The sequence below is a fragment of the Paenibacillus sp. CF384 genome (genome assembly GCF_900106745.1).
GTDB lineage: Bacteria > Bacillota > Bacilli > Paenibacillales > Paenibacillaceae > Paenibacillus_Z.
The window spans coordinates 336,433-360,595 of sequence record NZ_FNNV01000003.1; the positions used below are offsets into that span (position 1 = coordinate 336,433).

Consider the following 24,163-nt stretch of genomic DNA (forward strand, 5'->3'; position numbering starts at 1 on the left):
ATCCGATGCCTTAAGCGATCAAACGGGAGGGCGTCTGGCGTAGAAATATATACTGAGCGGCCACCAGATGACAGCGAATATGGGATAGATTGCCCAGATTTCCTCCGGTGACGTAACGGCATTCAGAATAATGAACAAAGCACTGGTAAGGAGCGAGGCGCATAAGGCAAACTCAAACCATTTGCGGCTGCGGCTGAAGTATATGGACATCGGCCACCAAATCGCAGCGTAAGCAGGGAAGATGATCCATGGAAACTGAGGCGACAGCAGCAAATTCAGCGCACCGTACGATATGATGATACAGAAACTGCCGATAAGAGCCATCCGAAGCGTTCCGGCAAAGCGGCCGGCATACATGATGATCGGCCACCAAATAATGGCGAAAGCCGGATACAAGAACCACGGATGACCAGAACTTTGTGCAATATTCTCCACGATGAGGTACAAGATAATCAATAAGCTGGTTACGGCCGAGTAGGCTTTGATCCTGCCTGAAGCGGCGAAATACATGGCAATCGGCCATTGAATAATGGCGAAAGCGGGGTGAATAACCCACAGATAGCCGGGCGAAGTCAGATGGTTGACGAGAATAAGAAATGCAATACTCATCAGACTGCCCATCACGGCAAAAGCGACGCGGGGACTTGTCATCTCACGACCTCCTCATTTCCAGCCGAGCCACTTGTAGAACATCACAAGCGGCCACCAAGCGACGCCGAATGTAGGATATACAAACCAAATCGTGCCCGGCGTGTAATACACGTTGATGAAAACCATGAGGGCGACGATCAAGCCGCTTCCCCAGAGCGAGAAACCCAAATGCAGTCCATATTGTTTTCGGGCTGATACGGGATCTGTGCTGTTTGCGCCGAATTCCAATTTGATATCGGAGATATCGCCGAACTCGACAATAGCTTTATTGATTGCATCTTCCTCTGATTTGCCGCGGCGCATCAGATCATAAACCTTTTCCTCTAAATTTTGCGTTATTTCCTCTTGCATCGATTGCTTCTGTTCGCTGTCCGGTATATCGAAAAACCATTCCTCAACATGTGCACTAATCTTCTTCATCCTACAATCCCTCCATGAAAATATTAACGATCTCTTTGATTTCGATCCATTCTTCAATGGTTTCCTTCAAATACGCCTTGCCGAGCTTCGTAATCTTGTAATAACGCCGCTTGCTCCCGTGCGAAATGTCGCCGACGTACGATTCAATCAGTTCTTTGCGCTCGAGCCTTTGGAATACCGCATACAGCGTGGCTTCCTTGATTTGGAATCGATCCCCGGTCCGCAAACTGATTTCTTTGGAAATCTCGTAGCCATAGCGGTCTTCTTCATAAATCAGCCGCAAAATGATCGCATCGAGATGTCCGCGAATGATATCACTTCGAATCATGTGTGGTCCTCCAGTACAAAATAAATAGATCTGTCATTTACTATGTCACATAGTGCTCTATCTGACATAGTTCTATCTGATGGAGTAAATTTATCACAGATTACTCTATGTGTCAAAGTAATAATTTTCAGTCTTCCTATACATGATTAACAGAACGTTATGATTATCAGAGCTAGAAAATAAGATGTGAGAGGCAAGGGGAGTTCCCCTTGCCTCTATCTGTTTCTCAGGCACAAAAAAGTATGCCTTGCGCTAAAATGTGGTAAATTGTGACGTGGATTACAGACAAAATATCGGAAAATTATGTATTATGTACGCTATATCTATTTTATTTTAATTTTGTAAACTTACCTGCATTAATTTAGGATCACAGTTTTTTGGTTTATATATGAGCCTTTCTTAAAAAAAGGATTACATATAAATTTTATTTAGGAGGAAAGTCATGTATCATCGGAAGGTTGTCAGAAAAGTTCTTTCATTATCACTTGCATTAGCCGTACTTATTAGTTCGTTGTTCGGCAGCATGGCTTCTGCCTCGCCAAGCACAAGCACGGGAATCAGCGTCGAGCAGGGGAACGCGCAAGAACAACCGGCTGTTCAGGATGCGTCTTCCGCGCAGTTCGACACGCTGACACCAAGCGAGTCGAAGGTGGCCTTTGCCTTGTCGGATGGAAGCCATCCGGTAACGGTCGAAGCGAAGTACAAGGATGGTTCTTCGAAAGACGTGACGACGCAAGGCATGTGGATGTCGAAGAATCCAGCAATCGCCGTCGTCGACCGGGGCGTCATTACGGCCAAAGCGGCCGGAACGACGGAAGTAAGCCTTAATCTCGGCGACGCCGTTGTCAACGTTCTTGTTACGATCACCGCAGGCGCCGGAGCGGCGGAAGCAAATGAGCCTTCGGAGCCGACGCTTGTCACATACCTGGTGTCCACGCTGAACGTGTTCGTCGAGGCGGATACGAACTATCCGCTTCATCTGTATGGGACGTTCTCGGACGGGGAGAAGCGGGATATTACGTCCAATGCCGTCTGGAGCACTGAAGATGCCGCGGTCGCGACGGTGTCGCACGGGATGATCAAGGGTATCCAAGCTGGAAAATCGACATTCATCCACGTGAAATACGGCAGCATGCCGACGCTGTCGATCGCGGTCACCGTTCAGAAGGATCCCATTCCGCTTCAGTCGTTCGGTCTTATGATGTCGGAAAGCATACTGAAGATTATGGAGACCGACGCGCCGCATCAATTATATGTGAATCTGGAATATCCCGACGCGGATCGTTACGAGGTGACGAATCTGGGCCGATGGTATTCGAGCAACGAATCCGTTGCCACGGTCGACCAGACAGGCAAAGTTACGCCGGTAGGCAAAGGTAAGGCCTATGTTTACTTCGAATATAAGTATACGGCGCCGTCCGGCACGGAAGGGCAAGACGGCTACGACGACGGCCTGCTGGTCGATTCTTCGCTCGTGTTCGTCGGCGGACCATTCAAGCTGGAGCGGTTCTCGCCGGACATGATGGCGCAGTTGGACCTCGACACGCCTGTCACGCTTGCGCCGCGAAGCTATCAGGAAATTACGATCATGGGCGTGTACTCCGAGGATCCTCGGACAGGCTATAACTATATCGCCGATGACGTCACGGCCGATATTGAATGGACCGTCGCGGATAAATCCATCGCGACCATCGGCGAATCCGGCCGCATCTTTGCAGGCGGCCAGGAAGGTACGACGACCATTACGGGCCATTATTTAGCGCTTGAGCCTTTCACGTTCAAAGTGACGGTGATGAAGGCTGCTTCCGCGAACACGGTGCTGAATTTGGTGGCTGAACCGGCCTACGTGGAAATCAAGGACGGCAAGCCTGTTCAGTCGCCGACCATCAAAGCCATTTACAACGACGGCACGGTAGTGGATGTTACGTCCCAAATCGCCGACGGCGATTGGCTCACTTCCGATGCAACGCTAGCCTACCACAGCGACAACGGTACGATCGTTGCCGAAGCCGTAGGATCGGCCGTCCTCGGCGCGATCTATAACGATGCAGTCGTCATTATTCCTGTTATCGTGAAGCAGGCCGAGCCGAAGACGGCGGTCTCTCTCTCCGTAACGCCGGGCTCGCTGAACCTGCAGCTTGGCAAGCATGAAGCGTTGTCGGTCGAAGCAGTGATGTCCGGCGGCGAGAAGCTGGATAAAACGAAGGCTGCCGCCTATCGTTCATCCAACCCTCAGGTAATCACCGTTAACCGCAAAGGCGAGATCGCGGCTGTCGGCAAAGGGACGGCAGACATCGAGGTGTCGTACGGCGGACAGCAGCAAACGGTCACGATCGAGGTCGCTGCTTCCGAAGGATTGCTGCCGGCAGCGGAGACGCCGAAGCAGATTACCGGCATTACCGTAAGCGATCCAAAGATCACGCTGGATGTGACGGCTGGCCCTCGCCCTGTTACCGTGCAGGCTGCCTACAGTGACGGCACGAGCGCAGACGTAACGGGGCAGGGCAAGTGGTCGACGCAGGATGCCGGCGTGGTGACGGTCAAGGACGGCGTCTTGACGCCGGTGGCTCCCGGTTCTACCCTCGTGCATTTGGTGCTGGACGGCGCGGTAACAGTGGTTCGGGTAACCGTTACGGAAGGCGACTACTCTTCCAACGTCCGATTGTCGGACCAAGGAGCAGCGGCGGAACCGACGATTGATGCGCTGCTGTTGTCGACGACGAAGGTTATGGTTCAGAAAGGGCATAAATATCCCGTTCAGCTACTAGCAATCAAGAGCGACGGCACGACGGAGGACGTGAGCGACCAAGCGGATTGGTCGGTCTATGATACCGAAATCGCCGACGTGGTGAAGGAGAACGGTGCCGTCAGCATCCTCGGCAAATCGACGGGTAACGAGAATCCGCCCGAGAAGTATCAGAAGTTCGGCAAAACGACGCTTAAAGTCGGATACGGCGATTTTAAGCCGACGATCGTGAACGTGTCCGTTAGCGAGCAGCCGGATCAGCCCGACGTGCTTGACTTTGGCTTCCGCACTTCCAAATACGATTGGTACTTCGACAATGCGTCTTTCAGATTGTACAAAGGGCAATCGCCTTACGAGTTGAAGCCGTTCGCTCTGGATACGACGGGGGAAACCTTCCCGGCGGAAGGTCAATGGACGTTCTCGCAGCCAGGAATCGTCAGCGTTAACGATGAAAGCGGCTTTGTGGCCGAGGCAAACGGAGAGACGGATGCCGTGTTCACGTACGAGCGTTTCGGCGTAACCTACACGCGTACGCTGCACTTCGAGGTCATCGACCTGCAGGGCATCGCTGCCGATGCGGACGAAGCAGGCGGCGTCTACGCTGTCGACGTACATCCGCAAGGCTCGTCGCTCGTCGCCTTGAATGAAACGTATGTGGATAAAGATAACCAATCGCATACGGATCCACTGTCTGGATTCGTCAATTGGCAGGTCGAGGACCCTTCGATCATCGAAGTTTACGACGAATCTCCTTATGTCCGTTTCGTTGGCGGAACGCAAGAGGGTACGACGCAGGTGACGGGAGAATACTTCGGCCATCCGATCACGTTCGACGTGACGGTCACGAAGAACCCGATCAAACCAAAAATCATGACGATTGTCGCGGATCCGACTTATTACGTGTTCGATGACGCCGACGATCAGCCGGTTACTCCAGTCGTCAAAGCCATCTACAGCGACGCGACCATTAAGACGCTGAACAATGCGGATTTGACGTGGTTAAGCAATGATCCGACGGTTGCCGATCTTACGAAAGACGGCAAGATCAAGCGTACTTCCCGCAAGGGCGGAACGAACATCGTTGGCCAATATAAGGGGATCGGCGTCAGGGTGCCTGTTATCGCAACCTACTCGAATGAAGCGCCGTTTACTACGCGCCTGGATATTACGCCCGATCTGACATCGATGACGGTCGGCGGAACGCAGCAGTTGAAGGTAAAGGAATCGATGAGCGATTTGAGCGAGTCTGACGTGACGTTTGCTGCGCAATTCGAGTCGAAGAATCCGGACGTAGTTAGCGTCAGCCAAGATGGTCTAGTCACTGCCGTCAAGCCGGGTACGGCGAAGCTTCGCGTGCACTATTGGGGCTTCAACGAATACCTGACCATTACGGTTATGCAAGCGAGCAGCGGCAGCGGTGGGGGGCCGATCGTGACTCCTCCGGCGCCTCCGGTAACGGATCCTGAAACAGATCCGACGCCGGAAACGCCGGTATTGAACGCTTCCGTAAACGGGGCAGCGGTGAAGGACCGTATCGGCAAGGCGAAAGCCGATCCGGCATCCGTTACGTTCAGCGACGTACCATCTGCTTCTTGGAGCGCATCTTCGATCGAATTGGCTGCGAAAGCCGGCTTAGTCCAAGGTTATGCGGACGGCTCTTTCCTGCCGAAGAAGAACGTGACGCGCGCCGAATTCGCGTCGATGCTGGCAAATGCGTTTGGCCTGGCCGGATCGGCACCGGTGTCGTTCACGGACGTGAAAGACAACCATTGGGCGCATGACGTCATCAGCGCGCTGGAAGCATTGGGCTTCATCAAGGGATACGGCGACGGCTCCTTTAAGCCGAACCAACAGATTACGCGCGCGGAAATGGTAACGATTTTGGCGAAGGTCATCGACTTCGGCAAAGCCGCCCATAGCAGTGCGTTCACCGATCTGAATAACCACTGGGCAGCTCAAGCGATCGATGCCATGACCGAAGCGAGCGTCGTGAAAGGCAGAGGGGAGCATTCCTTTGCCCCGAACGCCAATGCAACGCGCGAAGAGGCTGTGGTCCTCATCCTGCGTGCGCTGGATGCGAGCTTGGATTTGGGGTTAACCGAATAAGCGGCTAGGCAAGGAAAAAAGGAAGCGCAAACGCACGCGCTTCCTCAGAGTGACGAGAAACCCACGTTTTTTCAAAACGGCGGGTTTCTTTTTTGTTTTTTAGGGGATAAAAATTAAGTTTCCAAGAGCTTCGCTCCGCTGGTGGCTCTTGAATCCTTAAGTGAAGGTGAAAATATTAAAGATATAGCATAGTCGAGAGCTAAAAACTCACACGGATGTCATCCTTTTGCATCTATTTTATGAATAAGCCAAAACTCTAACTCAGAAAGATCAGTTACTGATTTTGAATTTTTTTTTAATTCAACCCTCACGGAGCAAAAATTGTAATCTGGATTACGGAAGATTGAATTATGATGGTTTATGATGAAGTGACAATCGACTGCAGGGTATTCAGGATAATTGTAACGGATGCCGTCTTGGTACAAAAATTCGACGACACATCTTGTCCCGATTGCAAGGATTTAGAGCGTTTTATCGGAGATATCAACAATGAGCATAATGACAAATCGTTCTTCGCCGGTGATTCTGAACAATTTTGTTATGCTCGATGAATAATACGCTGTACGCTGAATTCCAATTTTGCTCGTATTCAAAAATGGTCACCAACTGAATCATTTGCATAATAAATTCGCAAAACGCCGACTCAAATCAGTGAATATCTGAAAACTCGATGTTTCCTCGGCATAAAATTGATCGGAGTTATACATATGGAACAGGACAGCAGTCAAACGTCAATATTGTCTGGATTCAAAATATTGGAATCCCTTCCAATGAAAATTGTCAATGAACTTGAACAACTTATTAGGAAGTCAAATATCAATAAGCTTCCTAAAAACTACCTCATTCAACCTTCTGACAACGAGAAGCTAGGATTATGTTTCGTAATCGCCGGTAAGCTTCGATTATACAAGGCTAATTCAACCGGTAAACAATATACGGTTTGCATCGTTATTGAAGGTGGGGTATTTGGTGAAGTCGAATCGTTTTCGCTTGGCGCAAGCGGGGCTTACGCAGAAACGATGGAGGAAACGATAATATATTCGATTCCGACTGAACAGTTCGAGCCGGTTTTAAGGAAATATCCAGAACTTGCTTTAAGATTTTTATCTGAAATGAGTATGAGGATGCGAGATCAGGATGAATTAGTGGAAAAGCTTATTTTTAAAGATCTTCGAGGAAAAGTGCTATATTTCCTAATCAGACTTTCTAAAAAATTCAGCGTTGAAGAAAATGGATATAAAAAGATTGATATTCCACTAACTCATCAAGAGTTGGCTAATATGATTGGTGCTACAAGAGAAGCAGTATCACGTACTTTACAGGAATTATCAAATGAGGGTATCCTCGTATCTAGCAGGAAAATGGTCATGATTCATATTGAAAAAGCCATGGAGGAACTTGCTTGAATACAGGAATAAATTAACTTCGGAACCTATCATAATCACACACGGAAACAATATCGTACAATTTACGATTGGCAAAACGCAAGCCTATGTCAATGGAAAGTCTGTTCAGCGTGACCGAATAAAGGAGTAGAAATAAGGGCATGAGCTTGGTATCTTACCGGGTTCGGCTTTTTTTTTGGACCATTTCGAGCTGGTAACAGAAGTGTGAATTCACAAGACACTAGAAGCATAAACTCAATAAAGTCGCTTAGGAGAGGATGTTTCTCGTGATGTCATATTATTATAACCCTTATTATGGACCCGGACATGTATGGTGGAGTTATCCGCAAGATGGGAGAGGAAACTATCTGATACCTGCACGACAGCAGCTTACTTTCGTACTGGTGCATGGTTCCTGGGCTGACGCGCATTTCTGGAATGGCGTAGCCGCCGTACTGCGAAGTCAAGGACACATTGTTTATACGCCAGAATACGCAGGACACGGAATCAACAGCAATAAAAATGTTACCCATGCGATGATAACCAAATCAGTTGTTGATTATATCAAACAGATGCAATTACAAGACTTTATCCTCGTCGGGCACAGCTTTGGCGGATCGGTTATCCAAAAAGTCGCCGAACAAGTGCCCGAGCGGATCAAGCGGTTAGTATTCTGGGATGCTTTCGTTCTAAAGGACGGAGAAGCTGTGGTTGATGAAATACCTCCCCAAACCGTACAGGGTTTTGAACAACTCCGAGCGATGTCAGCTGACGATACGATTATGCTTCCATTCGATATATTTCGAGCATTGTTTGTAAATACGGCAACAACGGAGGACGCAAAACTCTTTTATACAAGTGTCCTGCCTGAGCCCGCTAAACCCCTTTTTGAGAAATTGGATCTAAAAAAGTTCTATACGCTGCAAATCCCCAAAAGCTATGTATATTTCTATCAGGATAACGTATTGCCGCAAGGGGAAGGTTACGGCTGGAATCCCCACATGTCAAATCGACTCGGTTTGTTCCGCCTTATCGTGGGTGATGGGGACCACTTTACATATACACGTACAAGACCAGCCTATTTAGCACAAAAAATATTCGAAGCAAGCAGGGATTAATTTCATCGCCCTCGATCGTCCTAACCGCAGCAATTAAAGAGAGGCCGCCTATGTTAGGCGGCCTCTCTTCTATAACGCAATGTATGTCGGCTTCGATTATTTCGTTGCGGCCGAGGTCAGCACGATAGCCTCATTCACGAATGATAAATCGGCGTGCAGAACTTTGGTGAAATAGGCCAGCGGGACGTACAAGGAACCGCCTTTGGCAGCCGGAGCCGCGCCAAGAACGCCTGGTTATCGGAGATCGATTTGAACGCGTCGAATTCGTCCGGGCGAGTAGCGATCTCGGCCTTGACCGCGAAATTGACGATACTTTTGTAATTGGAACCGAATAGGTCCTTCAGCTTGACAGGGGAAGCTTTCGCCGCGTTGCGAACATTGTAGGTAGCAGCGACCGTCTCCCCATGCGCGCCGCCTCTATACGTATAGGTGAGTACCTTGAACGACAAGATACCTCAATTAGCCGCGCTGCCGTCCGAGATCAACTCGAACTTGACGGCTGCTTCGAATGGCCAGAATACATCGGAGGAGTCTCTGGACGCATAAGCTTCTGCAGCCTGCTTCGCGATAGCATCGACTGCCGCATTGGCCCGCGCCGCAATGTTGGCGTTAAGCGCATTCTGATAGGAGGTATCTTTCATGCCGCTGATGACTGGCACATCCAAATCGGTTTTCAATTGAGCGTTCGATTTGGTGACGTTCTTGCTCGTCAAGTGAACGCGGTCGGACGCTTGTTTGTCTGCGACCTGGGCAACGCTTGGCTCTTGAGCCGATGGGGCCGTAGCCGCAGCAAAAGTCATTGGCGTCGAAGCTGTCAGGATGAGCGCGGCGCTCAGAACGGCAGCGGAGATGGTTGTGGCGATCCGTTTGCTTCTATGGTTGTTCATCGGAATCCCTCCAGGGCATGGGTATAGGTATACAATAAACACAATTAGAATGATGTTTAACAAAGCAAACTCTTGTCCAATTGGACAAGAGTTTGCTTTGTTAAGTTTTGTTTCGTTTCATGCGATTGTATTAGTCCTTTTTTAATAGGTAATTCGGACGAACATACATGCGTTTGAAGCCTGCACGATGGGCATCGATGAGGAATGGAACACGACATCGGAACAATCCTTGAAGATGTCTTTGAGCAATTGCTCATTGATAGAGATGCTAGGGTCTAACGGAATTTTCATTGTAAGGTGCTCCTTTAGCCGTATGATCCTATAAGAAAGTAGATACGTAATTCGAATAATTTATCCTAAATTATCCTTTTTATGCAGATCCATCATGTTGACGATGGATGGATAACAAAAGTCCCGAGGAACATTCCTCGGGACTTTCTTGAACTCCCACTGTTAAAGAGAGCTAAGGCCATTGCTCATCCATGCCATGAATATCTCGATCGTAGCCGTATCTGCGCTAAAGGTTTGGAGAAGATGAAAGGCCTTATTGCAATCGCCGGCTTCCGTAAATTTCTGGGCTAAACCCAGAAGTAGACTTTCGTTGTCTTCCCGGAAGATAATCCTGGAGCGGTTGCCTCTGCCCTGTCCGGCCTTCCATTCAATGAAGCTTTCCTCGGAAAGTTTACGCAATATAAGCCTTGCATTTCGTTCCGTGCAATAAAGCGCATCCGCTACGTCCACGAGGGACACTTCTACCTCATCCCTAAGCTTATCCGCAAACCGACGGTATAAAGTCAAATAATGTTCAATCGTTAACATTGCTACACCTTAACTTTCTAAATGGGAGTGCTCATGCGGTAATTTATTAATCACGAAGTCTCTCACCGCATTGGAAAATAACTCCGGCTTCTCCACATGCCCCATATGGCCGCATTGCTCGATGACTACAAGCTGCGATTCGGGAATAGCGGCGGACATCTCGTCGGCCCATCTGGTCCCACAGATGAAGTCATGCTCTCCGACCAGGACGAGCGCCCGGGTCTGGATCGTATTCATCACGTCCCGTACATCCCACATCGCCGGTTTTCGATTGGCATCGATGGTCGCGTCCATGGAAGCTTTCCACTCGTCGAACCCAAGTGGCATAGCCCAATAGTTTCCCAAGTAAGCAGGCAGCAGTTTTTGGATGATGCCAAGGAACGACTCTCTGTCGTTGACCGCAATGGCTCCGCTCGTCATATCCACCCATGCTTGCTTTGCTTCTTGAGCTTCCTTTTCTTCGGGCCAACGCTGCGCAAAGAGGTCCATTTGCTTGGTCGCTTCCATGAATAAATCCTTCCCGCTGCATGGAGCGCCGTCATAAACGATCAATCCTGCGAGCTCATTCGGATAATCCAGCGCGTATTGAAGCCCGACAAACCCGCCGTGCGAATGTCCGAGAAAATAAGCATTCAGAGCCCCGACATGCTCGAGCACCTTTCGGGAGAAATAAGCATAGTTGGACTGGCTATACTCACCATTAGGCAACAAATCCGATTGACCTGTACCGATCGGCTCTAGATAAATGGTGGTCATAAAGTTTTCTAAGAGGGGCATGCGTAAATAATTCCAATGAAAGCCAGGACCTCCGGGATGAACGAGACAAACGGGGCCACTGCCCATAACATGATAAGTTAGATGAAGCCCATCGACCATAATCTCATGTGTGCCGGGCGTTAGCGCCTCGATAATTGTAGAATCGGACGGATTAGCATTTGAATTTTTCATAGGTGTACCTACTTTCCTTTGGGATTTGTAAAACAATAACACGATTTGAAGCATCGATCCGTGACTTGAATCACATAAATACCAAAGAAAAAAGCGTCCTCCCGGACGCTCCACATCGCTGTTATTTCACTAGTTTACTTAGCCAAACGCTGCTCAGCCCGCTTGTCGTCCCATTGTCCGGCCGCGGCCCTTTTTGAATGTTTTTGCTGCGATTGACCGCGTTCTGGCCGCCTTGGTTGGCGTTAAACCCTACGTCTTTGTTGATTTGCCCGCCACTCTGGGCCTTCTGGATCCAGGTGAATCGACGACGATCGTTGTGAATGGAAATGTTGTAATTGTAGGTGATGTTGATAATCGTCTTACCGCTTCGTAATCTTCCCATCATTCATCCTCCCATCCTATTAGTACACTATATGAATCTATCTCGGAGGTGATTAGGTAGATGTCAGGTAGACGGATGCACCAATTTAGGGCGAAAAAAACGGGACAGCCCTCAAGAGGCTTGTCCCGTCCTTATTGCAGTTATAGTCCTTGGTTGAACTGCCATGTGATGCCGAATTTATCCGTTGTGACGCCGTAAAGCTTCGTCCAGAACGTTTCTTGAAGCGGCATGCTGTTCGATCCGCCTTCGCTTAGCTTCGCATAAATACGTCTGAGTTCGTCGGCATCATCAGAAACGATGGCAAGGCTAATGTTGTTTCCCATCGTAAAAGGCATACCCGGGAATGTATCGGAGAACATAAGGTTGCTGCCAAGTACAGTCATGCGGGCATGCATAATGCCATTCTCCATGCCTGGAGGCAGTGGATATTCCGGATTCGGCGGGAGTTCACCAAATGTCGTCAAATTCGTAATTTCAGTATTGAATACTTCCGCGTAAAATTCGATTACTTCACGGGTATTACCTTGAAAATTCAGATATGCATCAACAGACATTCCATTCACTCCTTCAGTGGTTTGGATGAAGAAATTGGGTCTTCATTTCCATATTGTATCATTTACCGTTGGATTAGAAAACATGAGTAAAGTCGATCCTATATTGATCTTGTATGTTGCGGTTAGGCGAGGAACTGTGCAGAATAGGTGAATCGTGATAGAATTACGTGAAAATCGCTAATGACTTAGGAGAAAATATGAAAAAGCCTATTTTCTTTACCTTATTCGTAGGCATCTGCCTAGTTGCGTTGACAATAACTTTATATTTGATGTTATACCGCAACGACGATCTCGGTATGTCCGGCAATATGGAGCGTGCGGGCAACCAGACTGCCCCGCATATTGTCATCATTTCACAGGAACAGGGCAGCTATGTGATGAACGAAATTCAGAAAGGCGCCCGTTCAGCAGCGGCAGGTCACGGCATGTTGATTGACTTCTGGGGGGTATACCGCTCGAACGTCGAGGAGCTCATTAAGCAGGTTGATATTGCAATCGCTTCCAAAGTGGATGGCATTATTATTGAAGGCGTGGATCGACCTGATTTCGTGCAAATCGTCAACAAGGCGACGTTTCGCGGCATTCCTGTTGTCATGATTAATTCCGATGCGCCGGGTAGTCTGAGGAAAACCTATGTCGGTTCGGATCATTATCAAGAAGGCATCGTGATGGGCAAACATATCGCAGAAGCATTGAAGGGGCAAGGGACTGTCGGTGTCATTACGAACATGGAGAGCTCGGACACGGACAAGCTGCGGCAGAAAGGTTTGCGTGAGGTGCTGGCTCAATACAATGGCATTCAGCTCGTGTATGCATCAAAGGATAACGAGCATGTGCAGGCTAATGCTCAAACCAATGATATTCTGAATCATTATCCGAAGGTGAATGCTTTCATAGGGCTGCCGACCGAATCAGGGAAAAGCATTGTGCAGGCTGGCTCAACTCGCTCGCGAATGCATGAATATGACGTATTCATGTTCGATAACTCCCCGCAAACGGTCAAATTGATCCAAGAAGGACTGATTGAGTCCGGTCTGTCCCAGCATTATGAGGAAATGGGGCAGATGAGCGTCGATCTGATGAAACGCTGGCTGGACAGCGAGCAGCTTCCGCTGAACAAGCGTTATTTTACGCCGATTAGTGTTGTAGCCTCTTCCGATGAAGGAGGCGGTGCGAAGTGAATACGATTCGCAACAAAATGCTGCTGCTGTCCATTCTCATATGGATCATCATGGCCGTCATCTGGTTGTCGATGAGTTTGTTTAATCAGCGGACGGTGGAGAAATACAACGAGATCCTGCAGCGCTATCTGTTGATGAACCAAGCCTCGGAGCAAAGCCAGCAAGCACTTACTTCTCTTAACAACTACAGGATATCGCTCTCCCAAGAGAGCCTGGAGCAGTATTTCGACGATAATAATGAGCTGCTGCATACCAAATCGGAGCTCAATTGGCTGCGCAACGCGAACAATGCGATGCTGCTCGATAACTTTCAGCATATGCTGGAGAGCCAGTCCGAAGCGATGGGGCTGGTCGTCCGGTTTCAGAAGGACAACAACGAGGATGAAGTAGCGAAGAAGTTCGATGAGGCATCGAGTATTTCCAAATATATTTCGGAAGCGACCCTGACGCTGATCAGCGGAGAACAGAAGACCTATGATGCCTTCTACCGCAAAATTATTAAGCGCAGCGATGATTTGCTCAAGATGGGCTTCTGGACGCTCGCGCTTGTATCGCTTATGCTGCTTATCTTCTCCTTCCGGTTCGTGAACAGTGTGACCCAGCCGATTCTTAAGCTGACCCAATCGGCGAGGGAACTGTCGCGGGGCAATTTCCACAAGCCCATTGAAATCAATAACAATGACGACATGTCGTTCCTAGCCAAAACCTTAGACACGATGCGTCTGAATATCGGCAATCTGTTCGATGAAATTCAAAGTAAGGCGCAGCTGGAATATGATCTGCACAAACATAAGCTGATGCTGAAAGAGAGCGAGCTGAAGAGCTTGCAAAGTCAGATCAATCCGCATTTTTTGTTCAATACGCTTAATATGCTCTCTAAGGAAGCGTATCTCGCCGGCGCGGACAAAACAAGCGAGCTGATCAGCTCGGTTGCGGGAATGCTTCGCTACAATTTACGCCGGATGGACAGCAGGGTGACGCTCGGAGACGAAGTCGAGGTGCTGGAAGAATACTTGGCGATTCAGAAAGCGCGCTTCGGTGATCGGCTGAAGGTCGTCCGGGAGATTGATGAAGCGGGGCTCGATATCGACGTGCCGATTCTCATTCTACAGCCGCTTGCGGAGAATGTATTTATTTATGCGATTGAACCGTCTGAAGACGGCGGTACACTAACGCTTCGCGTGAAGAGTCATGAGGAGCATGTCACGGTCGAGGTGTCCGATACAGGTCAAGGCATGGACGCTGAACAGATTGAACGGCTCCTGGCGGATACGGATAATTCCATTTATAAGGGTCATTCCACCGGAATTGGAATTCGGAATGTGCTGCACAGGCTGCAGCTGTTCTACGGAGTTGAAGAGATTATACACATTGACTCGAAGATCGGAGAAGGAACATGCATTACGATAACGCTTCCGAGGAAGCCCAAACAATGATACGGATATTGATCGTTGATGATGAGCCGATCGAGCGCATGGCTCTCCAGCGGATTATTGAAACAAGCTTCACGGACGTCGAAATTGTCGGACAAGCTTCCAATGGACGAGAGGCAATCGAATCGGCGGAGCTGCTCAAGCCGGATCTGATTACGATGGATATCAAGATGCCCGGCATTAACGGGCTTCAAGCCATTGAACGGATTAAGACGTTTAACGATACGGTGAAGTTCATCGTCGTTACGGCATTCGACACGTTTGAGTTCGCCAGATCTGCGCTGCAAATGGGCGTAAGCGATTATTTGCTGAAACCCAGCAAGACGACGGTCATTCAAGAAACGATCGGCAAAGTCGTCCATGACATCTTGAGCAACCGGATAGAATCCGAGCATCGGCGGATGGATTCGGAGCGTCTGCGCAGAATGCTTCCTATCGTGGAGGCGGATATTGTGTCCCAGCTGCTGTTTGACGATGCGCCGTCCGTGCATCTGAGCGAGATGATTGATTTATTGGGGCTGCCCGCGACCAAAGGCGGCTTCGTCATTAATTTGCTGCTCTCGGAGTCGTCGCATGAAGGACGACCTGAGCACGGCCGACATGAAGAGCTGGAAGGCCTGCACGCCGTCATCGTGAAGCAAATAGCCGATTGGAACGTCCACTGCTGGATCGGCAAAATTACCGGCAATCAAATTCCCATCATTCTGTTCATGGAAGGCGAGAGTTCCTACCGCAGCTACGCTGTTATCATGGGGCGGAAGCTCGTGCAGGCGGCCTTGCGTCATAGCGGGTATGAGCCTTTTGCCGGAATCGGCGGGCTGTACAGTGAATTGAAGGAATTGCGCAAATCCTATCATGAGTCGATGCTGGCATCGGTCGATCTATCATTGCCTGCACGGTTCTGCTTGTACGAAGATCTTCCTCGCCATGACAGCAAGTCGATCAGCCGATTAACGATGGATTTGGAGAAAAATGTACTTGAAGACGTTCGCCGGGGGCATTTCGAAGCGGCTGCTGACTTGGTTAGGCAAATGATTGACGTGTACGAAGGAGCGGGAGAGCGCGTTGCAATTGCTCAGCAGCGCGTATTTGAAGTCTTGGTCATCGTCAGTCGGATGCTGCAGGAAATGGGTGTGGAAATTCAAAAGCTCTATTATCAAGGTCAGACGACGAATTATATGCAGCTTCGTACGGAGACGCGATTGCTCGTTACGAGCATTGCGGAAGCCGCGGCACAGAACAACGGTGATCTGGAGACGGGCCTTCTTCTGAAGCTGAAGCATTACATTAAGGATCACGCCCATGAAGACTTGTCGCTCGAGCGGTTGGCTGCTGTCGTGGACAGGAACCCGTTCTATGTGAGCAAGCTGTTCAAGGAACAGTTCGGCATGAATTATATTGACTATTTGACCGAGTGCCGCATGGAGGCTGCCAAGCAATTAATGCTGGAGTCGGAGATGAGCCTGAAGGAAATTACGTTCGAAATCGGATACAATGATCCCAATTATTTCAGCCGCGTCTTCAAGAAGATCGTGGGACATTCGCCGACCGATTATCGCAAACAGTTGCTGCGTCCGGTAGACAAGAAGCAGTTGTAGGAGAAGCAAGGAAGGGAGGTAAACCGTGAGGCATCGCCATCGAATTCCAAATGATATTCGAATGCAAGTGAAGCTGCTGTTGAGTTTATTGGGCGTTATCGTACTGCTGTCTGCATGCTCACTTGGCGGAACCAGTGCAGGTGCAGGTGCAGGTGTTCGAGCAGGGACCAAGGAAACTCCGACCAAACAAGTCAGTGATGCGCAGGTGGTCATTGGCTTGTCCCTCGATACGTTAGAGGAAGAACGTTGGAAGAAGGATCGGGATTTGTTCAAAGCGGCTGTCGAAGGTCTAGGTGCAGAGGTGGATGTCCAAGCAGCCAATGGCGATGACGCCAAACAAATTGCCCAAGCGGAGAATATGATCTCGCGCGGCGTCGATGTCCTCGTTGTCGTACCTCACAATGCGGAAGCCGGAGCCGCCATTGTCGCGAAAGCCCATCAAGCGGGCATCCAAGTGATCTCGTATGATCGGTTGATCTTAAATGCCAATGTCGATCTCTATATTTCGTTCGATAACGAGAAGGCAGGCGAGCTTCAGGCGAGAGCCATCGTGTCTAAGGTACCCAAAGGGAATTACGTGCTGATTGAAGGTGCAGATACGGATAACAATGCTCATATGTTCAAGAAAGGCCAGATGAAAGTGCTTAAGCCTTTCGTGGATCGTGGAGACATTCGCATTGTCTATGATCAATTCACGAAGGAATGGATCCCTGCCAATGCCAGAGCGAATATGGAAGAGGCGCTGAAAGCCAATCATCATGACATCGATGCCGTAATTGCAGCTAATGACGGAACGGCAGGCGGAGTCATTGCAGCACTTGCCGCTCAGCAAATGGCCAGCATAATTCCTGTCTCCGGAATGGATGCGGAGCTCGCGGCCGCGCAGCGAATCGTGGAAGGTACGCAAACGATGACGGTCTATAAGCCGATCCCGAAGCTTGCGGAGGCTGCAGCAGACTTAGCCGTACGGATGGCGAAGGGCGAGAAGGTGAGCACGGACAAGACTGTTTTCAACAAGAAGATCGATGTGCCGGCCATCTTGCTTGAACCGATCGCGGTCGATCGAATGAACATCGATGCAACGATTATTGCCGACGGATTCCACAGGCGGGCAGATATCTATCGGACAGAGTAAGCAATAGAAGCGGAAGATCAGCGAGAGCTGACCTTCCGCTTTTTTGTTTTGCCCGATAAACAGTGAAAATCAAAATAGTGCAGATGGTATGAAAAAAGTGCTATAAGTTAGCGCTTTCATGATGTTTAACCGGTGCTATAGTTGGTCTTGTAAACGCTTTAGTATATCGAGAGGGGAAAACAAATCATGAAAAAAGGCTTCAAATCAATCGCGTTAGTAATGGTCATTATGTTGCTTGCAACAATCGTCGCTGCTTGCGGCGACAGCAAAAAGGTAAGCGTAGGTATCGTATTGCCGACTAAGGATGAGCCGCGTTGGGTACAGGATGAAACGCGCTTTAAAGCAGCGCTGGACGGCACGGATTATTCGACGGAAATTTTGTTCAGCCAAGGCTCTTCAGCCAAAGAAAAAGAGAACGTCGAGACACTGATCAATAAAGGGATCCAAGTCCTTATTATTTGTCCGCAAGACGGTGACGCTGCTGCAGCTGCGGTAGAAGCAGCCAAAGATGCAGGCGTTAAAGTTATCTCTTACGACCGCTTGATCACGAAAACCGATGCAGTAGACTACTACGTAACATTCGATAGCGTAGCGGTAGGCAAAGCACAAGCGCAATACCTGGTTGACCATGCCAAAGGAAACGGCGAGCCTCTTTACTTGTACGCTGGCGCTGCTTCCGACAACAACGCATTCTTGTTCTTCCAAGGCGCTTGGGAAGTGTTGCAGCCTAAGATCGCTGACGGTACATTCAAAATCGCAAACTCGAGCGAAGCAGAAGGCTTGAAGGATACAGCTGATCTGTCCCGCGATCAATTGAGCAAAATCATTGGTCAAGTCACAACGAACTGGGATGCAAACGAAGCGAAAAACAAAGCACAAACCCATTTGACTGCAGCGGCAGCTGACATGAAAGGCGACGTAGCGATCTTGGCGCCAAATGATGGTACGGCTCGTTCGATCGCTGACGTATTCGGTTCTGATAAAGCGGTTACAAGCTTCGTAGTAACAGGTCAAGATGCGGAGCAAGCATCTGTACAATACGTGATTGACAGCAAACAATCCATGACCGTCTTCAAAGACGTTCGTAACTTGGTTAAAGACGCAATGGGTATGGCGGTATCCATCTTGGATGGCAATACGCCGGATACAACAGGTTCGTACAACAATGGCAAGATCGATGTACCGGCAAAACAAACGGACGTTATCGTAGTCGACAAAGCAAACGTGAAAGAAAAGCTGATCGATTCCGACTATTACAAAGCAGCAGATTTCCAAGGGCTGTAAGCACCGTTGATCATCAGCAAGCAACGCGGAATAGTGGTAGCAGCGTCTATCACTATTCCTTGCTTGTAAGCCTTGTTTGAGTAAGGAGCGACAGACATGAGTGAATTCATATTAGAAATGAACGGGATTTCCAAGGAGTTTACTGGGGTTAAAGCACTTTCGAATGTTAGCTTTAAGGTCAAGAAAGGCGAAATCCATTTCTTGGTCGGAGAGAACGGCGCAGGCAAATCAACGCTGATGAAGGTGCTGAGCGGCGTATATCCTCATGGAACCTACCAAGGCGATATCGTCTTTAATGGCGGCGTCCAAAGCTTCGCGAAAATCAGCGACAGCGTGAATGCCGGCATTGCCATCATCTATCAGGAGCTGGCTCTATTCCCGGATTTGACGGTGTACGAGAATATTTTTGCAGGCAATGAAGTGAAGCATGGCGCGTTCGTGGATTGGAATCGAACGATTGTGAGAGCCAAAGAAATGCTTCAGAAGGTGAAACTGAACGTTAATCCAGAGGTCTTGATTAAAGACCTGGGCGTAGGGAAGCAGCAGCTCGTCGAGATTGCCAAAGCATTAAGCAAAGAAGTGAAGCTGCTCATTCTGGATGAGCCTACAGCTGCACTGAATGAGGATGACAGCGAGAATCTGCTGCAATTGTTGCGTGAACTGAAGAACCAAGGAATTACCTGCATTATGATTTCACACAAGCTCAAAGAAGTTATTGCCATCGCAGACAAAGCAACGGTGCTGCGCGATGGGAAAACGATTTGTACGCTCGATGCGTCCAAAGGTGAAATTACCGAAAATAACATCATCAAGAACATGGTTGGTCGCGAGATCGACGATATCTATCCGAAGCGGACGAACAGACAATTCGGGAATTCGATATTGGAACTGCGAGATTGGTCTGCCTATGATCCGAAGCTGGGTCGAAGCGTTGTGAAGAACGTTCATTTGCATGTTAAAAAAGGAGAAATCGTCGGCATTGCCGGCTTGATGGGCTCCGGACGAACGGAATTGGCACAAAGCATTTTCGGTAACCCGAAGTCGTATAAATTGCAGGGCGAGATGGATCTAGACGGCAAACGAAGCGTATTCAAGCATCCTCAGGATGCCATTACCGCTGGTATCGCTTATGTGACGGAAGACCGCAAGGGCGATGGTCTCTTCCTGATCCAAGATATTAAGAGCAATATCACAGCTGCGAATCTGCATGAGATTTCGTCTCGCGGATTTATTAACAGCAATGAAGAAGTGAGTATCTCCAATAGCTATAAGCAGTCGTTAAATATTAAAGCCCCTTCCATCGAGCAAATCGTCGGCAACTTAAGCGGCGGCAATCAACAGAAGGTATCACTCGGCAAATGGCTGTTTGTCGGTCCGAAATTGCTCATTCTGGATGAACCGACTCGAGGTATCGACGTCGGCGCCAAATTTGAAATTTATACGATCATGAACAAGCTGATCAGCGAGGGAATGAGCATTATTATGATTTCATCCGAGCTCGGTGAGATATTGGGAATGAGTGACCGCATCTACATCATGGCAGAAGGCCGCATGAAAGGCGAGCTGTCCATAGAAGAAGCCGATCAGGAAAAAATCATGCATTTTGCAACGCAATAGGGGGAAGACTTGTGAATTTCTATAACGAAGCAAAGTCGTTAATTAAAGTCAATATTCGTGAATATGGGATGTATATCGCCTTGTTCGTCATCATGCTCACCTTCTCGATCATGACAGACGGTCTATTCATGTCATCACGAAATATCAGTAATTTGCTTGATGCAACGGGTTATATCGCAGTTCTGGCTGTAGGGATGACGCTTGTTATCGTCATTCGGCACATTGATCTATCTGTTGGATTTGCAGCCGGGTTCCTCGGTGCGATCGCAGCGATTTTCTTAACGCAGCTTGGGGTCCCTTTCTATTTCACCATTCCGATCATTCTCGTACTCGGGATTGTAGTCGGCCTGTTTAATGGATTCCTGGTCGCGCAAATCGGCATTCCTTCTTTCGTTGCATCCTTGGCTGGCATGTTGATTTTCAGAGGCGCATTGCTTAACGTAACCGAGAAAACAGGGACCATTATTATTAAAGACGAGCATTTTAACGCAATCGGGAATGGATTTATTCCTTCGATCGTGAAGATTAACGGACTAAATCTACTTTCCTTAATCTTCGGACTCTTTATCATTCTGCTTTATATTGTGATGGAAGTGTCTAAGCGCAGAAACAAGTTGAAGTACAATTTCGAAGTCACTTCCAAGAACATCTTCACGGTGAAGCTTGTATTCGTATCTGCCATTATTGCTTATATCACATGGATTATCGCAGGGTATAACGGCTTCTCCTGGACCGTTATCATTATGCTGCTCGTAGTCGTTATCTATCAAATTCTAACGTCCAAGACAGTGCTCGGCCGCCATATCTATGCAGTCGGCAGCAACCCGGAAGCCGCGCATTTGAGCGGTATCAGTGTAAAGAAGATTACCTACATCGTATTCGGTTCGATGGGGATGCTGTCCGCACTCTCCGGAATCTTGTTCACTGCACGGTTGCAATCGGCTACGACTACGGCAGGAACGCTGTTCGAGCTTGACGCAATTGCAGCAGCTTATGTAGGCGGCGTGTCCGCAGCAGGCGGGGTTGGTAAAGTGACAGGCTCCATAATAGGAGCGATTGTCATGGCTTCCCTATCTAGCGGCATGAACTTGCTTGGCGTCGGTATTTCGTATCAATATATGATTCGCGGCGCCGTACTGGCAGCTGCCGTAATATTCGATGTTATGACGCGTAAGAAAAGAGCTTAAATAGAATGCCGCTTGGTCCGCGAATATCGTGGATCAGGCGGTTTTTTATATTCTTATATCGATCCGTTCATGAAATACCGATAATCTTAAGGTGACCGATTTTTTTATCACCTAGGAGGAAGCGGATTGCGTACTTTAATTCCAGATTACTACGAGAAATTCAAATGCATAGGTTCAGAATGCGAGGATACCTGTTGTGCGGGCTGGGGAATTCAGATCGATCAACAGACGATGAATAAATATAAACATGTGCCTAGACATAAATTAGATCTCAAGTCCGGCATTGACGCAACCAAGTTCAAAATGAACCAAGGTTCCTGCCATTTTCTAACAAGCGAGAAGTTATGCCAAATCCAACTGACTCTGGGAGAAACCTATCTCACAAAGACTTGCGATCAATATCCAAGAAAGTTGAATGCCGTTGATGGCGTGAAAGAAGCATCTGCGACATTATCTTGCCCAGAGGTCGCCAGATTGGTCTTATTTAATCCTGATGGCATTGAGATCAAATATGTAGAGAATGATAGTGGTGGATCGGTGGAGAGCCGGTTTAGCTCGGATGATCATTTTAACGCGGTAAGAGATCTTGTGTTAGGCATCCTGCAGGACCGCCGTTACACGATTGATGATCGCATGGTGATTCTGGCTATGTATTTTAACGATTTAGACAATTACCGAGGTTTGGAGCAAGCCTTATTGAGTGAGGATTTTCGTGGGGTATTGCGCGATCTGAATGTGAATCTAAACAGTCAGTTCCAAATCGTGAAGAGTATTCTACATATTCTTAAAGATGAAAGTAAGGAGGCTCCAAGGTATAAGAGTTGCTTGAGTGCCGTGGAGCGTTATTACGGAGATTCTGATGCTCGGTACAAAGAATCTTACGATCAATATTATCAACCATTCATGGAACAGAATGAGTTCATCATGGAAAACTTCTTAGTCAACTATGCATACCGAGCGGTCGATTTCTCGAAATCGATTGAGCCGTTTTTCCTCATGAGCGTGTTTTATGCCATGTTAAAGTATCACTTAATCGGGATGGCTGGGGCTAATGAGCGGTTGTCGAACGAACTTGTAATCGATACGGTTCAGCCTTTTATGAAACGTTTTGAGCATCATCCGGGTACGTCCATGATAATCGCTTTCTTCGAGAAAAACGGTTTCTTCTGCTTATCGGATTTTATTGTATTACTCAAAACACAGATCACAGACTAATATTATCTGCTCTTAATAAGCAATGAAATGGCTTCTTCCACGAGCTTGCTTGTATCGCCGCCGATTTCATTTTCTTCTCTGATGCACTGCTCCAGGTTCTTGGCGACCACATAGGCAATGGCTTTATCCGCTGCGCTTCGGACAGCCGACATTTGGGCGACTACATCCTTGCAATGCTGGCCTTCTTCCATCATATTTAGGACGCCGCGAATTTGGCCTTCCATTCTGCGCAGTCGTTTCTTCAAATCGTCGTCATAAGTTGTCATGTTGATTCAGCTCCTATTGCCGCCTTGAACGGATATAGGTTTGATTATGGCTGATTTCAGCTTTTTACACAATATAGCTGCTTGTGCTGTGGTAAAGTCTAGGAGATAGAGATTAGCTATGAGGTGATAACATGACAATCTCCGCAGTTTATCAGCAAATCAACCATTCGGCGCGATTCGAATGGGGATATGACGGGGTACGCGCGTTAGCGCCTGTCTCGGACCTTGTAGTAATTATTGACGTACTTTCTTTTACGACTTGTGTAGATATCGTTCTCAGCCGCGAAGGCGTGGTGTTTCCCTATCGATTCAAGGATGCATCGGCTGCAGATTATGCAAGTGAGAAGAACGCATTACTTGCGGGCAAACGCAGCGAACCGATATCGTTATCACCGGCTAGGTTAGCTCTCCTTGAAACAAACAGTAGAATTGTGCTGCCTTCGCCTAATGGTGCAACATGCTCGTTTATCGCTAAAGACAGCCATTGTGAAGTCATTGCCGCCTGTCTGCGAAATGCGAGTGCAGTTGCGCGGTATATTCGGGAGCGAGGCGGTATTGTAACGGTGATTGCAGCCGGGGAGCGGTGGAGTGACGGGAGTCTGCGGCCGAGTTTCGAAGACATGCTGGCAGCCGGCGCCATTCTGAGTCAACTGGGTGCATTCGAATTATCACCTGAAGCGAAGAGTGCGGCAGCTGTATTCGAATCATGCAAAGGTGAGCTTGCGCAGATGGTTGCGGCTTGCAGCTCAGGTCAAGAATTGCTTGCTGCCGGATACGAGGATGATATTCAGCTGGCGACCGAGCTTGATTCAAGCTTGATCATTCCTGTACTGGATAAACACGGCGCATTTGTTAATCGATCTACATCCCCACGTATATAGAGGATAGCATCCTGCATTATCG

General features: G+C 48.5%; 23 protein-coding genes. 12 read left to right on the plus strand and 11 right to left on the minus strand.

Features of this window, described 5'->3' with window-relative positions; translation table 11 throughout:
- Positions 1-18: 18 nt before the first annotated feature.
- From BLW29_RS08930 to BLW29_RS08940, 3 genes are read right to left on the minus strand one after another with little or no spacing between them, the layout of a single operon-like run.
- Positions 19-651: a hypothetical protein gene (locus BLW29_RS08930; RefSeq protein ID WP_090978350.1), complete on the minus strand. Its 633-nt coding sequence runs from the start codon at positions 649-651 to the stop codon at positions 19-21.
- Positions 652-663: 12 nt separating this feature from the next.
- The gene (locus BLW29_RS08935) at positions 664-1,071 is read right to left on the minus strand and encodes a permease prefix domain 1-containing protein (RefSeq protein WP_090978352.1); all 408 of its coding nucleotides are present in this window, start codon (positions 1,069-1,071) and stop codon (positions 664-666) included.
- 1 nt (position 1,072) lies between these two features.
- A complete protein-coding gene (locus tag BLW29_RS08940) occupies positions 1,073-1,399 on the minus strand; it encodes a PadR family transcriptional regulator (protein ID WP_090978354.1) in 327 nt (108 codons plus the stop codon).
- A 442-nt stretch (positions 1,400-1,841) separates the two neighbouring features.
- Here BLW29_RS08940 and BLW29_RS08945 point away from each other — a divergent pair, with 442 nt between their 5' ends.
- The 3 genes from BLW29_RS08945 to BLW29_RS08960 all read left to right on the plus strand — a co-directional run bounded on the left by BLW29_RS08945 (position 1,842) and on the right by BLW29_RS08960 (position 8,754).
- Positions 1,842-6,251 (plus strand): S-layer homology domain-containing protein, encoded by a 4,410-nt coding sequence (locus BLW29_RS08945; RefSeq protein ID WP_090978356.1) that lies wholly within the window; start codon positions 1,842-1,844, stop codon positions 6,249-6,251.
- 707 nt (positions 6,252-6,958) lie between these two features.
- Positions 6,959-7,657 (plus strand): Crp/Fnr family transcriptional regulator, encoded by a 699-nt coding sequence (locus BLW29_RS08955; protein WP_090978488.1) that lies wholly within the window; start codon positions 6,959-6,961, stop codon positions 7,655-7,657.
- Between the two features lie 269 nt (positions 7,658-7,926).
- Positions 7,927-8,754 (plus strand): alpha/beta fold hydrolase, encoded by an 828-nt coding sequence (locus BLW29_RS08960; protein ID WP_256208463.1) that lies wholly within the window; start codon positions 7,927-7,929, stop codon positions 8,752-8,754.
- Between the two features lie 134 nt (positions 8,755-8,888).
- On the opposite strand, the gene BLW29_RS08965 is transcribed toward BLW29_RS08960, so the two are convergent.
- The 7 genes from BLW29_RS08965 to BLW29_RS08990 all read right to left on the minus strand — a co-directional run bounded on the left by BLW29_RS08965 (position 8,889) and on the right by BLW29_RS08990 (position 12,344).
- Complete coding sequence (locus BLW29_RS08965; RefSeq protein WP_090978359.1) at positions 8,889-9,203, minus strand: hypothetical protein; 315 nt, start codon at positions 9,201-9,203, stop codon at positions 8,889-8,891.
- A 6-nt stretch (positions 9,204-9,209) separates the two neighbouring features.
- Positions 9,210-9,641 carry a PdaC/SigV domain-containing protein gene (locus BLW29_RS08970; RefSeq protein WP_090978361.1) on the minus strand — a complete coding sequence of 144 codons (432 nt, stop codon included), beginning with the start codon at positions 9,639-9,641 and terminating at the stop codon, positions 9,210-9,212.
- A gap of 141 nt (positions 9,642-9,782) precedes the next feature.
- The gene (locus BLW29_RS31375) at positions 9,783-9,932 is read right to left on the minus strand and encodes an RNA-binding protein (RefSeq protein ID WP_177186545.1); all 150 of its coding nucleotides are present in this window, start codon (positions 9,930-9,932) and stop codon (positions 9,783-9,785) included.
- Positions 9,933-10,094: 162 nt separating this feature from the next.
- Positions 10,095-10,460 carry an SgrR family transcriptional regulator gene (locus tag BLW29_RS08975; protein ID WP_090978363.1) on the minus strand — a complete coding sequence of 122 codons (366 nt, stop codon included), beginning with the start codon at positions 10,458-10,460 and terminating at the stop codon, positions 10,095-10,097.
- Between the two features lie 9 nt (positions 10,461-10,469).
- Positions 10,470-11,408 carry an alpha/beta fold hydrolase gene (locus BLW29_RS08980; protein WP_177186546.1) on the minus strand — a complete coding sequence of 313 codons (939 nt, stop codon included), beginning with the start codon at positions 11,406-11,408 and terminating at the stop codon, positions 10,470-10,472.
- A gap of 121 nt (positions 11,409-11,529) precedes the next feature.
- Positions 11,530-11,793 (minus strand): hypothetical protein, encoded by a 264-nt coding sequence (locus BLW29_RS08985; RefSeq protein ID WP_143044367.1) that lies wholly within the window; start codon positions 11,791-11,793, stop codon positions 11,530-11,532.
- A gap of 137 nt (positions 11,794-11,930) precedes the next feature.
- Positions 11,931-12,344, minus strand: coding sequence for a VOC family protein (locus tag BLW29_RS08990; RefSeq protein ID WP_090978369.1), 414 nt, complete (start codon positions 12,342-12,344; stop codon positions 11,931-11,933).
- 197 nt (positions 12,345-12,541) lie between these two features.
- Here BLW29_RS08990 and BLW29_RS08995 point away from each other — a divergent pair, with 197 nt between their 5' ends.
- The 8 genes from BLW29_RS08995 (at position 12,542) to fliB (ending at position 22,994) form a co-directional block, all read left to right on the plus strand.
- Positions 12,542-13,525, plus strand: a complete 984-nt coding sequence (locus BLW29_RS08995; protein WP_090978371.1) for a substrate-binding domain-containing protein — start codon at positions 12,542-12,544, stop codon at positions 13,523-13,525.
- Positions 13,522-14,961, plus strand: a complete 1,440-nt coding sequence (locus BLW29_RS31120; RefSeq protein WP_143044368.1) for a sensor histidine kinase — start codon at positions 13,522-13,524, stop codon at positions 14,959-14,961. Before BLW29_RS08995 ends, BLW29_RS31120 begins: the two co-directional genes overlap by 4 nt.
- Entirely contained in the window at positions 14,958-16,556 is a 1,599-nt protein-coding gene (locus BLW29_RS09010; RefSeq protein WP_177186547.1) for a response regulator, read from the plus strand. The genes BLW29_RS31120 and BLW29_RS09010 overlap by 4 nt, the downstream gene beginning before the upstream one ends.
- A 61-nt stretch (positions 16,557-16,617) precedes the next feature.
- Complete coding sequence (xylF, locus tag BLW29_RS09015) at positions 16,618-17,691, plus strand: D-xylose ABC transporter substrate-binding protein (RefSeq protein WP_090978493.1); 1,074 nt, start codon at positions 16,618-16,620, stop codon at positions 17,689-17,691.
- A 186-nt stretch (positions 17,692-17,877) separates the two neighbouring features.
- Complete coding sequence (locus BLW29_RS09020) at positions 17,878-18,975, plus strand: sugar ABC transporter substrate-binding protein (protein ID WP_090978375.1); 1,098 nt, start codon at positions 17,878-17,880, stop codon at positions 18,973-18,975.
- Positions 18,976-19,071: 96 nt separating this feature from the next.
- Positions 19,072-20,592, plus strand: coding sequence for an ATP-binding cassette domain-containing protein (locus tag BLW29_RS09025; RefSeq protein ID WP_090978377.1), 1,521 nt, complete (start codon positions 19,072-19,074; stop codon positions 20,590-20,592).
- Positions 20,593-20,603: 11 nt separating this feature from the next.
- On the plus strand, positions 20,604-21,779 hold the full coding sequence (locus BLW29_RS09030) for a sugar ABC transporter permease (protein WP_090978379.1): 1,176 nt from the start codon (positions 20,604-20,606) through the stop codon (positions 21,777-21,779).
- 126 nt (positions 21,780-21,905) lie between these two features.
- A complete protein-coding gene (gene fliB, locus BLW29_RS09035; RefSeq protein WP_090978381.1) occupies positions 21,906-22,994 on the plus strand; it encodes a flagellin lysine-N-methylase in 1,089 nt (362 codons plus the stop codon).
- Between the two features lie 2 nt (positions 22,995-22,996).
- On the opposite strand, the gene BLW29_RS09040 is transcribed toward fliB, so the two are convergent.
- On the minus strand, positions 22,997-23,260 hold the full coding sequence (locus tag BLW29_RS09040) for a metal-sensitive transcriptional regulator (protein ID WP_090978383.1): 264 nt from the start codon (positions 23,258-23,260) through the stop codon (positions 22,997-22,999).
- A 131-nt stretch (positions 23,261-23,391) separates the two neighbouring features.
- Between BLW29_RS09040 and BLW29_RS09045 the strand changes: the two genes are divergently transcribed.
- A complete protein-coding gene (locus BLW29_RS09045; protein WP_090978385.1) occupies positions 23,392-24,141 on the plus strand; it encodes a 2-phosphosulfolactate phosphatase in 750 nt (249 codons plus the stop codon).
- The last annotated feature ends 22 nt before the right edge of the window (positions 24,142-24,163 follow it).